This window comes from Stenotrophomonas sp. YJH_SMC_19 (assembly GCF_059367915.1).
On the sequence record NZ_JCAFRI010000005.1, the window covers coordinates 27991 to 40009 of the forward strand.

A 12019-nucleotide genomic window follows, 5' to 3' on the forward strand; every position below is an offset into this window, starting at 1 on the left:
CGGCTCGTTCGGAAAGGAAACCCGGGGCGCGCACGCGCGCGCCCGTGAGACCCCGTAGTGTAGCAACCCGACGGCATCCTCTCCGCAGCCGTCCAGCCTTGCTGCGACAACGCTTGACCGCCCTTACCCGGCTTGCCTATCGTGCCCGCATGGAACCCGCCGATCCCCTTGCCCAGCTGCAGGACTTCGCCGCCCGCGTGGAAGCGTTGCTTGAACGCAACCAGCGCCTGGCCGAGGAGAACCGCAGCCTGCGCCACCAGCAGGAGCAGCTGGTGGCCGAGCGCTCGACGCTGCTGGCCAAGAATGAGCAGGCACGTTCGCGGGTGGAAGCAATGATCAGCCGGCTCAAATCCCTGGAGCAGCACACATGAGCGCCGAACCGGTCAGTGTCCGCATCCTCGATCGCGAATACACCGTGGGCGTCGGTGGCGATGAACGTGACAGCCTGATGGCCGCCGCGCGCCTGCTGGATGCGCGCATGCGCGAGATCCGCGGCAGCAACCGCATGGCCGCGGTTGATCGCGTTGCCGTACTGGCCGCGCTGAACCTGGCCCACGAACTGCAGCTGCTGCGCGACGAAAACGCCCGCCAGGCCGTGGCCCTGCAGCAGACCCTGGCCGACCTGAACCGGCGCCTGGACCGCGCCATCGACGGCACCCCCTGAAAATCGTGCAAAACGCGTCTTCTCATATCTGAATTGGCACGGACTGTTGCCGACGAACGGCCTATCCAGATCCCGCGTGCTGGCTATAATGGCCACGCGTTCTCTGCGGTACTCGACGGCATGTGCAAACATTCGCCTTGTCCCTTAAGAACGACACCGGGAGCGCGACAGCGCCGGGAGTGCAGGTCCGCCTTGCAGCGGGAAGCCCGATGGTTCTCCAGCGTTCCCACTTGAGCCCCCGGGTTCAAGGTCGTTTCGCATGCATCGACATTGCGGAGAATGCAATATTCCAGCAAGGGCGGCGTCTTCGGGCGTCGCCCTTGTTCTTTCCGGCACAATGACGGCTGATCCTTGCCGCACGCTGCCATGACCGACCCGCGCCAGGCCCTGCGCCACGACCTGCGGCAACGCCGCCGCGACCTTTCCGCCGTTGAGCGCATCGCCGCCGCCGAATCGCTTGCCGATGCCCTGCTCGCCCTGCCGTTCGCCCCGCGCGAAGGCGCCGTGGCCGGCTACTGGGCGCTGGATGGCGAGATCGCCCTGCACCGCTGGCAGTTGCAGTTGCCCGAAGGCCTCACCTACTGCCTGCCGGTGCTGGCCGGCGACGTGCTGCGCTTCGCGCCGTGGCGGCCGGGGCAGCCGCTGACCAGCAACCGCTACGGCATTCCCGAGCCGGACGTGGCGCTGGAAGACACCCTGGAACCAGCACAGATGGCGCTGGTGGTGGCCCCGCTGGTGGGTTTCGACACGCAGTGCCGGCGGCTGGGCATGGGGGGCGGCTGGTATGATCGCAGCTTCGCCTTCCGCCACGACCGGCCGGCGCCGCCCTGGCTGGTCGGTGCTGCGTTCGCGGTGCAGCAGGTCGAGTCCTTGCCGGTGGCGTCGTGGGACGTGCCGGTGGATGCGATCTGCACCGAAGACGGCACCCTGTTCCCCTCCGCTGCCCCCGTGAACGCATGACCGCCCGCAAGCGCTACTGGCTGATGAAGTCCGAACCGGACGCCTTCTCCATCGATGACCTGGCCAAGGTCAAGGTCGAACCCTGGAACGGGGTGCGCAACTATCAGGCGCGCAACTTCATGCGTGATGGCATGCAGGTGGGCGACGGCATCCTGTTCTACCACTCCAATACCAAGGTGCCCGGCATCGTCGGCCTGGCCACCGTGGCCAGTACGGCCTACCCGGACGACACCCAGTTCGATCCGAAATCCGACTACCACGACCCCAAGAGCACGCGCGAAAACCCGCGCTGGATGCTGGTGGACGTGGCCTTCGACCGCAAGCTCAAGCAGGTGATCGCGCTGGACGAGATCAAGCTGCACGCCGAAGAACTCGGCGAGGGCTTCCCGCTGGTTGCCAAGGGCAACCGCCTGTCGGTGTTCCCGGTGACCGCCGCGCAGTGGAAGCTGCTGCTGTCGCTGGAAAAGAAATCCTGATTCCCTGCCTGAGAGTTCTCCCATGTCCGAAGCCAAGCGCCTGGCCGCCGAGAAAGCCATCGAGTACGTTGAAGACGGCATGATCGTCGGTGTCGGCACCGGTTCCACCGTGGCCTATTTCATCGATGCCCTGGCCCGCATCCAGCACCGCATCAAGGGCGCTGTGTCCAGCTCCGAGCAGAGCACCGCGCGCCTGAAGCAGCACGGCATCGAGGTGATCGAGCTGAACCACAGCGGCAACCTGTCGCTGTACGTCGATGGCGCCGATGAGTGCGACGCCAACAAGTGCCTGATCAAGGGCGGCGGCGCCGCGCTGACCCGCGAGAAGATCATCGCCGAGGCCAGCGAGCGCTTCATCTGCATCATCGACCCGAGCAAGCAGGTGCCGGTACTGGGCAGGTTCCCGCTGCCGGTGGAAGTGATCCCGATGGCGCGCAGCCTGGTCGCCCGCCAGATCCGCGACATGACCGGCGGCCAGCCGACCTGGCGCGAAGGCGTGGTCACCGACAACGGCAACCAGATCCTGGACATCCACAACCTGCAGATCACCGATCCGGAAAAGCTGGAGCGCGAGCTCAACCAGCTGCCGGGCGTGGTCTGCGTCGGCCTGTTCGCCCGCCGCCGCGCCGATGTGGTGATCGTCGGTGGCGAGCCGCCGGTCGTGCTCTGACCCTTTCGAAGGATCCTGACGATGTCGCTGTTGCGTTCGCTGCTGATGCTTCCGCTGCTGGCCCTGGCCGGCTGTGCCACCGACGCGGCCCGCCACTGGGTCGAGCTGGATGGCGCCCGCTACCAGGTGGAGCTGGCCACCAACGATGAAACCCGCGCGCGCGGGTTGATGTTCCGCGACCAGATGGCCGCCGACCACGGCATGCTGTTCATCCACGACCGCGAGGAAATGCAGGCGTACTGGATGAAGAACACCAAGCTTGCGCTGGACATCCTGTACTTCGACAGCCAGCGCAAGCTGGTCAGCCAGCAGCGCGATGTGCCGCCGTGCTCGGCCGGTGACATGTGCCCGCCCTACCCCAGCGGTGGCCCGGCGCGCTATGTGCTGGAGCTCAACGCCGGCCAGGCCGAGAAGCTCAAGCTGAAGGACGGCACGGAGCTGAAGTTCGGCCCAGGCATCGAGTAACAGGGTTCTGCCCGCGGTAGTGCCGACCGCTGGCCGGCAACCCTGCAGGGGTCAGCTCCCTTTCGCACGCGAAAGGGATCTGACCCCCGGATTTTTCACGCGGCACCGCTTGAAACCGCCTGCGAATGACGCCAGTCTGTGGTCATGCAGGACCGGATCACACTCCCCGACTGGGATGCACTGGCCGACCTCGAAGACGAGGCGCTGCCCTTGTTGCCGACCGCGCTGCTGATCGCGCGCGATGAATACCCCGATCTGCAGCCGTCCACCTACGACGCGCTGATCCAGAGCCATGTCGACCACCTCCGTTCGGAAGTGGAGAGCATCGACAACAGCCCACTGAAAATGGCGGCGATCAACCGCCACCTGTTCGACGAGCTGGGCTACAGCGGCGACCACGACGAGTATTACGACCCGCGCAACAGCTACCTCAACCAGGTGTTCGAGCGGCGCCTGGGCAATCCGATCTCGTTGGCGCTGGTGCAGATGGAAGTCGCGCGCCGGCTCGGCATACCGTTGGATGGCGTGTCCTTCCCCGGCCACTTCCTGGTGCGCTTGCCGGTGGACGACGGCGTGCTGGTGATGGACCCGTTCAACGGTGGCCGGCCACTGGACGTGGACGAACTGCGCGAACGCGCCAAGTCACACCTGGGCGGACAGATGCCCGATGACCAGGTGCTGGCGCAGATCCTCGACCCGGCGCCGGCGCGCGCGATCCTGATGCGCATGCTGCGCAACCTGCATGGTGTCTACGCCGAAGCCGGTGAATGGGATCGTGCCGCACGCAGTGCCGACCGCCTGCTGAAACTGGCGCCCGAGCAGGACGACGCGCTGCGCGACCGCGGCCTGGCGTACCTGCAACTGGAGTATCTGGCCGGTGCCCGCCATGACCTGGGGCAGTACCTGAAGCGCAATCCCGAGGCCAGCGATGCGCAGTGGCTGCGCGAGAAGCTGATCGACCTCGGCGGGCCGGTGCCGCGGCTGCATTGAGGGTGTCGGTGTGTGGACCAACGGTCCACACCCACCCCAACGGTCCGCACCCACAGGATGGGCCGGGTTGCCCGCCGGTCAGTCGACCTCGACCATCTCGAAATCGGCCTTGGTCACCCCGCAGTCCGGGCAGGTCCAGGTCTCGGGAATGTCCTCCCAACGCGTCCCGGGCTCAATACCCTCCTCCGGCAAGCCTTCCGCTTCGCTGTACAGGAAGCCGCAGACCACGCACATCCAGGTTCGCAGGGTGGTGGGGCTGGCGTCGCTCATCGGATAATCGGGGCTGGATTCACGGGCCGCCATTGTCCCATTGCAGCCCACGCACCGGTAGCCATCGATGACTTCTGCTTCCCCTGCGCCCCGCGGCGTCTACCTGATCACCCCCGACGAGCCAGATACCGCGCGCCTGCTGGCCCGTACCGCGCCGCTGCTGGCCGCGGGTGCCACCTGGCTGCAGTACCGCAACAAGACCGCCAGCGACGCGCTGCGGCAGGAACAGGCGGCGGCCCTGCAAGGCCTGTGCGCCGCCCACGGCGTGCCGCTGATCGTCAACGACGATCCGGTGCTGGCCAAGGCCGTGGGCGCGGCCGGCGTGCATCTGGGCGGCACCGACGGGGACATCCCCAGCGCGCGCGCGCTGCTCGGTGCCGAGGCCATCATCGGCGCCTCCTGCTACGACCAGCTGGCCAATGCAGAGAAGGCCGTGGCGGCCGGCGCCAGCTATGTGGCCTTCGGCGCCTTCTTCCCGACCACCACCAAGGTCACCAGCAGCCGCGCCCACACCGACCTGCTGCGGCAAAGCGCCGCACTCGGCGTGCCGCGGGTGGCGATCGGCGGCCTGACGCCGGACAATGTCGGTCCCATCATCGACGCCGGCGCCGATCTGGTGGCCGTGGTCAGCGGTATCTATGCCGCATCGGACCCGGTCGCGACCCAGCGCGCCTATCTCGCCCAGTTCGCGTAATGCCCAGGAAAGCCCCATGAACCACGACCAGTCCCACGCCCTGTTCTCCCGTGCCCAGCAGCTGCTGCCGGGCGGCGTCAATTCGCCGGTACGTGCGTTCAAGTCGGTCGGCGGCGAGCCGTTCTTCGTTGAACGCGCCGATGGCGCCTACCTGTACGACGTCGATGGCAACCGCTACATCGACTACGTCGGTTCCTGGGGCCCGATGATCGTCGGCCACAACCACCCGGCCGTGCGCCAGGCGGTGAAGAAGGCGATCGACAATGGCCTGTCCTTCGGTGCGCCGTGCGCGGCCGAAGTCACCATGGCCGAGACCATCACCCGCCTGGTGCCATCGTGCGAGATGGTGCGCATGGTCAACTCCGGCACCGAGGCCACGCTGTCGGCGATCCGCCTGGCGCGTGGCGCCACCGGCCGCAACCGCATCGTCAAGTTCGAAGGCTGCTACCACGGCCACGGCGACTCGTTCCTGGTCAAGGCCGGCAGCGGCATGCTGACCCTGGGCGTGCCGACCTCGCCGGGCGTCCCGGCCGGCCTGAGCGAACTGACCCTGACCCTGCCCTACAACGACTTCGAAGCGGCCACCGCCCTGTTCGAACAGCAGGGTGACGACATCGCCGGCCTGATCATCGAACCGGTGGTCGGCAACGCCAACTGCATCCCGCCGCGCGAGGGCTACCTGCAACACCTGCGTGCGCTGTGCACGAAGCATGGCGCGCTGCTGATCTTCGACGAAGTGATGACCGGCTTCCGTGTTGCCCTTGGCGGTGCGCAGGCGCATTACGGCATTACCCCGGACCTGACCACTTTCGGCAAGATCATCGGCGGTGGCATGCCGGTGGGTGCCTATGGTGGTCGCCGCGAGCTGATGCAGCAGATCGCACCGGCCGGCCCGATCTACCAGGCCGGCACGCTGAGCGGCAATCCGGTGGCAATGGCCGCCGGCCTGGCGATGCTGGAGCTGGTCCAGCAGCCGGGTTTCCATGCCGACCTGGCCGAGCGCACCGCACGCCTGTGTGCCGGTCTGGAAGCGGCCGCCGCCGACGCCGGTGTGGCCGTGACCACCACCTGCGTGGGTGCGATGTTCGGGCTGTTCTTCACCAGCGAGAAGGTGGAGACCTATGTGCAGGCCACCGCCTGTGACATTCCGGCGTTCAACCGCTTCTTCCACGCGATGCTGGAGCAGGGCGTGTTCCTGGCCCCGTCGGCGTACGAGGCCGGCTTCCTGTCCAGCGCGCACGACGATGCCGTGATCGAGGCGACGCTGGCCGCAGCACGCGTGGCGTTCAAGGCTGCCAAGGGCTGATCGCAAAAAAGGGGACGGAGGGGATTAAGTCGTTTGTGCACAAACGACTTAATCCCCTCCGTCCCCTTTTTTTCAACCGAAGACGAACTTGCCCTTCATCATCGCGAAGTGGCCGGGGAACGAGCAGAAGAAGGTGTAGTCACCGCCCTTCTGCAGGCCCTGGGTGGAGAAGCGCACGCGCGTGGTCTCGCCACCGCCGATCACCTTGGTGTGCGCCAGCACGCGCTTGTCGGCCTTCGGCAGGTAGCTGTCGGCCAGGGTCATGCGCATGCCCGCCATCGCCACCGGCTGGTAATCGGCGGTACGGGTCAGCACCCAGTTGTGACCCATCGCGGTGACAGCCAGCTTGCCGGTGTGGCGCAGGGTCAGGTCCACGGCGGTGCAGTCGGCGGCGACCTTGATCTCGCGGCTGCTGAAGCTCATCTGGTCGGTGCTGTCGATGCTGACCGCACACACCCGCGCCATCGCCGACGGCGCCAGCATCAGCGCGCCCAGTCCCACTGCCACCATCCAAGCCTTCATCGTTGCATCTCCTGCGGATTCAAACGCCATTCTAGGCAGCCCCCTGTGGCCGCGTCTGCGACCGTCTGTCGCACGCGCACTCCAGGGTTTCCGCGCATCCACCGCGATGGCATGCTCGGCCGATGCGGATCGATCTGTTGCTGCTGGATGTGGATGGCGTGCTGGTGCAGTACCAGCGCGCGCAGCGCGTGCTGCATCTGGCACAGGCGCTGGATGTCGCGCCGGAAACCGTGCAGGCCGCGCTGTACGACAGCGGGCTGGAAGCGGCACATGACAATGGCACGCTGGATGGCCCGGCCTATCTGGCGCAGCTGAGCAAACAGCTGGGCCGTACCGTTGATGTACACACGTGGATCGCGGCGCGACAGGCCGCCAGCCATCCACAGCCGGCCGTGCTGCAGCGGCTGCAGGCCCTGCAGCTGCCGATGGCGGTGCTGACCAACAATGGCGCACTGATGCAGCAGGCCTTGCCGACTCTGCTACCGGAACTGTTCCCTGCCCTGCAGGGCCGCGTGTTCTGCAGCGCGGAGTTCGGCCTGCGCAAACCGGCGCCCGCGGTGTTCCTGCGCACGCTGGAAGCACTGGACGTGGCACCTGCGCGCACGCTGTTCATCGATGACCTGTTCGCCAACGTGCGCGGCGCACGCGCCGCCGGCCTGCACGCGGAAACCGTGCGCGATGGCCGTGGGCTGGGCAAGGTGTTGAAGCGTTACGCGGTGGGCTGATCGGGGTCAGAGCCCTCTCCGCAGGAGAGGGATCCGACCCCGACGCCAGGGCGTCAGCGCGCGGCGATGAACGCGGCAATTGCCGCGCGCAGGCGCTTGAGGCCTTCAGCCACTTCTTCGTCGGTGATGTTCAGCGACGGCACGAAGCGCAGCACGTCCGGGCCCGCCTGCAGGGTCAGCAGCCCCTGCCCGGCAGCGTGGTCGAGGATCGCACCAGCCTGGCCGGCGAAGTCCTTGCTCAGCACCGCACCCAGCATCAGGCCGCGGCCACGCACCTCGCTGAACACGCCGAACTCTTCGTTGATGCGCGCGAAGCCATCGCGCAGCGCCTTCGACTGGCGGCTGACGTTGGCGGCGATCTCCGACGAGGCCAGCTTGCGCAGCGCCACGCGGGCCACCGCAGCGGCCAGCGGGTTGCCACCGAAGGTGGTGCCGTGCGCGCCAAACTGCATGGTCTCGGCCACCTTCGGGCCGGCCAGCATCGCACCGATCGGGAAGCCGCCACCCAGTGCCTTGGCCAGGGTGACCATGTCCGGCACCACGTCGTCCTGCCAGTGCGCGAACAGCGTGCCGGTGCGGCCCATGCCGGCCTGGATCTCGTCCAGCACCAGCAGCGCGTCGTGCTGGTCGCACAGTTCGCGCACGCGCTTGAGGAAGCCGGACTTGGCCGGCATCACGCCGCCCTCGCCCTGGATCGGCTCCAGCATCACCGCCGCCACGTCACCGGCGGCCATCGCGGTTTCCAGCTGCACTTCGTCGTTGAAATCGATGTAGCGGAAGCCACCCGGCAGCGGCTCGTAGCCTTCCTGGTACTTCGGCTGGGCGGTAGCGGTCACCGCGCCCATGGTGCGGCCGTGGAAGCTGCCACGGAAGGTGATGATGACGCGCTTGTCGGCCGGGCGGCCCTGGCTGGAGGCCCACTTGCGGACCATCTTGATCGCCACTTCGTTGGCTTCGGCGCCGGAGTTGCACAGGAACACCCGCTCGGCGAAGCGACTGGCCTTCACCAGTTCCTCGGCCAGGTGCAGCGGCGGTGCGCTGTAGAACACGTTGCTGGTGTGCCAGAGCTTGCCGGCCTGCTCGACCAGCGCGGCCACCAGGTCCGGATCGTTGTGGCCCAGGCCGCACACGGCGATGCCGGCAGCCAGGTCGATGAACTCACGGCCCTGGCTGTCCCATACGCGGGCGCCCTGGCCTCGCTCCAGTACCACCTGGCGGGGCTTGTAGACCGGCAGGTAATAGTGCGAAAGGGAGATCAGCGGATCGGTCGCGGCGGTCATGGCAGTCGGCAGGGTTCAGGAACGCCCATTCTCGCGCCGGAACCCCTGCGGCACAATGCGCCCATGCGACCGTTTTCCGCCCCCCAGCTCAACCCCGCCACCGAGACCGGCTGGCGCCGTCGGTGGTTCGACATCATCTACCGCCATGACACCCGCCCTTCGCGCAATTTCGACCTGATCCTGGTGGTGGCGATCGTCGCCAGCATCCTGGTGGTGATGATCGACAGCGTGCAGCACCTGCATGCCGAATGGTCCACCGGCCTGTACATCCTGGAATGGGGATTCACGATCATCTTCACCGCCGAGTACCTGCTGCGGCTGGCGGTGGTCAAGCGCCCGCTGCGGTATGCAGTGAGCATCTGGGGTATCATCGACCTGCTGTCGATCCTGCCCGCCTACCTGTCGATGTTCATCCCCGGCGCGCAGAGCCTGCTGGTGGTGCGCGCGCTGCGCATCCTGCGGGTGTTCCGCATCCTGAAGCTGACCCGCTACATCGAGGAAAGCGGCGTCCTGATGACGTCGCTGTGGCGCAGCCGGCGCAAGGTACTGGTGTTCCTGTTCACGGTGATCACCATCACCATCATCGCCGGTGCGCTGATGTACGTGATCGAGGGCCCCGAACACGGTTTCACCAACATCCCGGCCAGCATGTACTGGGCGGTGGTGACCATGGCCACGGTCGGCTTCGGCGATATCGTGCCGCAGACCGTGCTCGGCCGCTTCGTCACCTCGGTGCTGATCCTGATCGGCTACAGCATCATCGCCGTGCCCACCGGCATCTACACCGCCGAACTGGCCAGCACCATGCGTGAAGCCGAGCAGGCCGCACGCCGCGATGCGCGTGGCTGCCCGGACTGTGGGCTGGAAGGCCATGAACCGGATGCACTGCACTGCCGCAAGTGCGGCGGCAAGCTGTCGGATGCGTTCAGTCATTGATGCGAGCGCCGGCGATGTACACCGGCGCACGCTGATCACGCCATGAGCGGGAGCACTACTGGCGGTTGCTCTGGAAAACGAGCGTGTTGTATTCCTGCATCAGCTTGCTGGCCGATCCACGCGGCGCCATCGACGGCGAATCAAGCATGCGTCGTTCGAAATCGGTGTAAGGCTCTTTCTCGCTGACGCGCTGCAGCCGCGCCTTGCCTTCCCGACGGAAGTTCTCGGCCTCACGCTCGAAGCTGTTCCAGTCCAGCTTGCCCGGTTCCTGATCAGCCACCTTCGCATGCGCTTCGTCGGAAATGCGGTTGAACGCATCCAGACGCTCGCGGGCCTTGGCCTGATCGAAATCATCCTCGCTCATCAGATCCATGATGGCCTTGGCTTCCAGCATCATCGTCAGGCGGTAGTACTCGCGCGTGCGACCCTCGGCCTGCTCCAGTGCCTTGAGCTGCTCGCGCTGGGCGGCGTCGTTCTGGCGCTCCAGCTCGGCATTGAACGTTTCGCTGGCAGCCACGAAATCCTTGAAGGCGGCCATCAAGGGCGCGTGCAGCTGCTTGCCCTTGGCGAACTGGTCGTCTTCGTAGTCCTGGCGATCGTAGTAGTCGTGCGCGTCCTTGCTGATCGGCACCAGCGCCTTCAGCGCCTGCTGGTAGTGGCCGGCAGCAGCATCGAGTTCGGCCAGCACTGGCTTGGCAGCGATCGCCTCGGTCACGGGGGCATCGCACTGCTTCATGTCGTAATCGCTGATCTCGAACGGACCGTACACCTGTGTCTCGCGACCGGTCGGGCCGGCGGCGACATCCTTGATCCAGCGCGTATAGGACTCGATGCTGCCGTGGGTCTTCGAATCAAGCGCGTTGAAGCAGCCGATGTAGGCGTTGAGCTTGGCGGTCAACTGCTGCTGCGGGTCGGACGGCGCCGCGCTGGCGTCCGGCGTGCCGGAGGCAGCGCCGCCGCCCGCAGCGGCGGGTGCCTTGCCACCGCAGGCGGCCAGGATCAACGACAGCGAAGCGGCCAGCGCCGCGACGGAAAGAGTGCGTGGCATGTGTTCACATCCCTGTTGAAAACGATTACAGACGCACATTCTAGCGCAGCAGGCCGAAGCTCGCAGCCCTCGGCCTCTTCCGGCGACGTACGATCAATCCAGGAACAGATCCGGCAGCAACGGACGCGATGGATCCACTGCGTAGCCCGAAAGATCGGTGATACCCGCCTGCGCCAGCACGTCATCGTCGATCAGGAACTGGCCATGGAAGCCCGCCGCTTCGCGCACCAGCACCGCATGCGCGGCATCAGCCATGATCTGCGGCATGCGGCAGCCGGCCGCATCCACGCCCGGGATCATGTTGATCGCATCGGTGGCGATGACCGTGCGCGGCCACAGCGCATTCACCGCCACGCCCTGCGGGCCGAATTCCGCGGCCAGGCCCAGGGTAACGAAGCTCATGCCCATCTTCGCCAGCGTGTAGCCGGTATGCGGTGCCCACCACTTCGGCTCCAGACTGGGCGGCGGTGCAAGGGTGAGGATGTGCGGATTCGGCGCCTGCAGCAGGTACGGCAGGCAGGCCTGCGCGCACAGGAAACTGCCGCGCGCATTGACCTGCTGCATCAGGTCGAAACGCTTCATCGGCGTATCCAGCGTACCGCGCAGCCAGATCGCGCTGGCGTTGTTGACCAGGATGTCGATGCCACCGAAGGTATCGACCGTGGCCGCAACCGCCGCGTGCACCTGCTCTTCCTCGCGGATGTCGCACTTCAGGGCCAGGCCCTGCCCGCCTGCCGCCGTCACCGCTTCGGCCGCGGTATGGATGGTGCCCGGCAGCTTCGGATTCGGCACCGACGACTTGGCCGCAATGGCCACGTTGGCGCCGTCGCGCGCAGCGCGCAGTGCGATGGCCAGGCCGATCCCACGCGAGGCTCCGGTGATGAAAAGCGTTTTGCCCTGCAGACTGCCCACGTTCCACACTCCAGCGTATGCAATGAGCCGCTAGTATGCCGCGCCGACGCGGAGTTCACCCGGCCTTGACGATACTCGGGCCTCCAGCCAACGCACGAGGT

16 protein-coding genes and 1 other RNA gene are annotated in these 12019 nt (G+C 66.6%); 12 read left to right on the plus strand and 5 right to left on the minus strand.

Annotated features, from left to right (window positions below):
- Positions 1-149 precede the first annotated feature (149 nt).
- From AC5P5R_RS07655 to AC5P5R_RS07690, 8 genes are all read left to right on the plus strand, one after another.
- Positions 150-371 carry a TIGR02449 family protein gene (locus tag AC5P5R_RS07655; protein WP_005410898.1) on the plus strand — a complete coding sequence of 74 codons (222 nt, stop codon included), beginning with the start codon at positions 150-152 and terminating at the stop codon, positions 369-371.
- Positions 368-664 (plus strand): cell division protein ZapA, encoded by a 297-nt coding sequence (locus tag AC5P5R_RS07660; protein WP_005410899.1) that lies wholly within the window; start codon positions 368-370, stop codon positions 662-664. The genes AC5P5R_RS07655 and AC5P5R_RS07660 overlap by 4 nt, the downstream gene beginning before the upstream one ends.
- A 97-nt stretch (positions 665-761) precedes the next feature.
- Positions 762-947, plus strand: a non-coding RNA gene (gene ssrS, locus AC5P5R_RS07665) — 6S RNA.
- An 83-nt stretch (positions 948-1030) separates the two neighbouring features.
- Positions 1031-1624: a 5-formyltetrahydrofolate cyclo-ligase gene (locus tag AC5P5R_RS07670; protein WP_043034081.1), complete on the plus strand. Its 594-nt coding sequence runs from the start codon at positions 1031-1033 to the stop codon at positions 1622-1624.
- Positions 1621-2100, plus strand: a complete 480-nt coding sequence (locus AC5P5R_RS07675; protein WP_005410901.1) for an EVE domain-containing protein — start codon at positions 1621-1623, stop codon at positions 2098-2100. Before AC5P5R_RS07670 ends, AC5P5R_RS07675 begins: the two co-directional genes overlap by 4 nt.
- Before the next feature lie 22 nt (positions 2101-2122).
- The gene (rpiA, locus tag AC5P5R_RS07680; RefSeq protein WP_005410902.1) at positions 2123-2770 is read left to right on the plus strand and encodes a ribose-5-phosphate isomerase RpiA; all 648 of its coding nucleotides are present in this window, start codon (positions 2123-2125) and stop codon (positions 2768-2770) included.
- Between the two features lie 21 nt (positions 2771-2791).
- On the plus strand, positions 2792-3235 hold the full coding sequence (locus tag AC5P5R_RS07685) for a DUF192 domain-containing protein (protein WP_049421686.1): 444 nt from the start codon (positions 2792-2794) through the stop codon (positions 3233-3235).
- Between the two features lie 144 nt (positions 3236-3379).
- Entirely contained in the window at positions 3380-4225 is an 846-nt protein-coding gene (locus AC5P5R_RS07690) for a SirB1 family protein (RefSeq protein WP_005410904.1), read from the plus strand.
- 78 nt (positions 4226-4303) lie between these two features.
- Here the strand turns inward: AC5P5R_RS07690 and AC5P5R_RS07695 are convergent, their stop codons facing one another.
- Positions 4304-4495 carry a rubredoxin gene (locus AC5P5R_RS07695; protein WP_012481171.1) on the minus strand — a complete coding sequence of 64 codons (192 nt, stop codon included), beginning with the start codon at positions 4493-4495 and terminating at the stop codon, positions 4304-4306.
- A gap of 67 nt (positions 4496-4562) precedes the next feature.
- Between AC5P5R_RS07695 and thiE the strand changes: the two genes are divergently transcribed.
- Positions 4563-5189 carry a thiamine phosphate synthase gene (thiE, locus tag AC5P5R_RS07700; protein WP_005414374.1) on the plus strand — a complete coding sequence of 209 codons (627 nt, stop codon included), beginning with the start codon at positions 4563-4565 and terminating at the stop codon, positions 5187-5189.
- Positions 5190-5205: 16 nt separating this feature from the next.
- Positions 5206-6495 (plus strand): glutamate-1-semialdehyde 2,1-aminomutase, encoded by a 1290-nt coding sequence (hemL, locus tag AC5P5R_RS07705; protein ID WP_100438081.1) that lies wholly within the window; start codon positions 5206-5208, stop codon positions 6493-6495.
- A gap of 72 nt (positions 6496-6567) precedes the next feature.
- Here the strand turns inward: hemL and azu are convergent, their stop codons facing one another.
- Positions 6568-7017: an azurin gene (gene azu / locus AC5P5R_RS07710; protein WP_005410908.1), complete on the minus strand. Its 450-nt coding sequence runs from the start codon at positions 7015-7017 to the stop codon at positions 6568-6570.
- Positions 7018-7139: 122 nt separating this feature from the next.
- Here azu and AC5P5R_RS07715 point away from each other — a divergent pair, with 122 nt between their 5' ends.
- A complete protein-coding gene (locus tag AC5P5R_RS07715; protein WP_099472591.1) occupies positions 7140-7742 on the plus strand; it encodes an HAD-IA family hydrolase in 603 nt (200 codons plus the stop codon).
- 53 nt (positions 7743-7795) lie between these two features.
- On the opposite strand, the gene AC5P5R_RS07720 is transcribed toward AC5P5R_RS07715, so the two are convergent.
- Entirely contained in the window at positions 7796-9022 is a 1227-nt protein-coding gene (locus tag AC5P5R_RS07720) for an acetylornithine transaminase (protein WP_005414378.1), read from the minus strand.
- A 63-nt stretch (positions 9023-9085) separates the two neighbouring features.
- On the opposite strand from AC5P5R_RS07720, the gene AC5P5R_RS07725 reads away from it, so the two are divergent.
- Positions 9086-9958 (plus strand): ion transporter, encoded by an 873-nt coding sequence (locus AC5P5R_RS07725; RefSeq protein ID WP_100438082.1) that lies wholly within the window; start codon positions 9086-9088, stop codon positions 9956-9958.
- A 55-nt stretch (positions 9959-10013) separates the two neighbouring features.
- On the opposite strand, the gene AC5P5R_RS07730 is transcribed toward AC5P5R_RS07725, so the two are convergent.
- Together AC5P5R_RS07730 and AC5P5R_RS07735 are read right to left on the minus strand one after the other, a co-directional pair.
- Positions 10014-11006, minus strand: a complete 993-nt coding sequence (locus AC5P5R_RS07730; RefSeq protein ID WP_164281699.1) for a YiiG family protein — start codon at positions 11004-11006, stop codon at positions 10014-10016.
- Between the two features lie 93 nt (positions 11007-11099).
- The gene (locus AC5P5R_RS07735) at positions 11100-11918 is read right to left on the minus strand and encodes an SDR family oxidoreductase (protein ID WP_062605701.1); all 819 of its coding nucleotides are present in this window, start codon (positions 11916-11918) and stop codon (positions 11100-11102) included.
- Positions 11919-12019: the final 101 nt, after the last annotated feature.

What these genes read in the sequence shown, in the direction of transcription:
- AC5P5R_RS07655 (WP_005410898.1), top strand. Translation starts at nt 150, where the DNA reads ATGGAACCCGCCGATCCCCTTGCCCAGCTGCAGGACTTCGCCGCCCGC.
- AC5P5R_RS07660 (WP_005410899.1), top strand. Translation starts at nt 368, where the DNA reads ATGAGCGCCGAACCGGTCAGTGTCCGCATCCTCGATCGCGAATACACC.
- AC5P5R_RS07670 (WP_043034081.1), top strand. Translation starts at nt 1,031, where the DNA reads ATGACCGACCCGCGCCAGGCCCTGCGCCACGACCTGCGGCAACGCCGC.
- AC5P5R_RS07675 (WP_005410901.1), top strand. Translation starts at nt 1,621, where the DNA reads ATGACCGCCCGCAAGCGCTACTGGCTGATGAAGTCCGAACCGGACGCC.
- rpiA (WP_005410902.1), top strand. Translation starts at nt 2,123, where the DNA reads ATGTCCGAAGCCAAGCGCCTGGCCGCCGAGAAAGCCATCGAGTACGTT.
- AC5P5R_RS07685 (WP_049421686.1), top strand. Translation starts at nt 2,792, where the DNA reads ATGTCGCTGTTGCGTTCGCTGCTGATGCTTCCGCTGCTGGCCCTGGCC.
- AC5P5R_RS07690 (WP_005410904.1), top strand. Translation starts at nt 3,380, where the DNA reads ATGCAGGACCGGATCACACTCCCCGACTGGGATGCACTGGCCGACCTC.
- AC5P5R_RS07695 (WP_012481171.1), bottom strand. Translation starts at nt 4,495, where the DNA reads ATGAGCGACGCCAGCCCCACCACCCTGCGAACCTGGATGTGCGTGGTC.
- thiE (WP_005414374.1), top strand. Translation starts at nt 4,563, where the DNA reads ATGACTTCTGCTTCCCCTGCGCCCCGCGGCGTCTACCTGATCACCCCC.
- hemL (WP_100438081.1), top strand. Translation starts at nt 5,206, where the DNA reads ATGAACCACGACCAGTCCCACGCCCTGTTCTCCCGTGCCCAGCAGCTG.
- azu (WP_005410908.1), bottom strand. Translation starts at nt 7,017, where the DNA reads ATGAAGGCTTGGATGGTGGCAGTGGGACTGGGCGCGCTGATGCTGGCG.
- AC5P5R_RS07715 (WP_099472591.1), top strand. Translation starts at nt 7,140, where the DNA reads ATGCGGATCGATCTGTTGCTGCTGGATGTGGATGGCGTGCTGGTGCAG.
- AC5P5R_RS07720 (WP_005414378.1), bottom strand. Translation starts at nt 9,022, where the DNA reads ATGACCGCCGCGACCGATCCGCTGATCTCCCTTTCGCACTATTACCTG.
- AC5P5R_RS07725 (WP_100438082.1), top strand. Translation starts at nt 9,086, where the DNA reads ATGCGACCGTTTTCCGCCCCCCAGCTCAACCCCGCCACCGAGACCGGC.
- AC5P5R_RS07730 (WP_164281699.1), bottom strand. Translation starts at nt 11,006, where the DNA reads ATGCCACGCACTCTTTCCGTCGCGGCGCTGGCCGCTTCGCTGTCGTTG.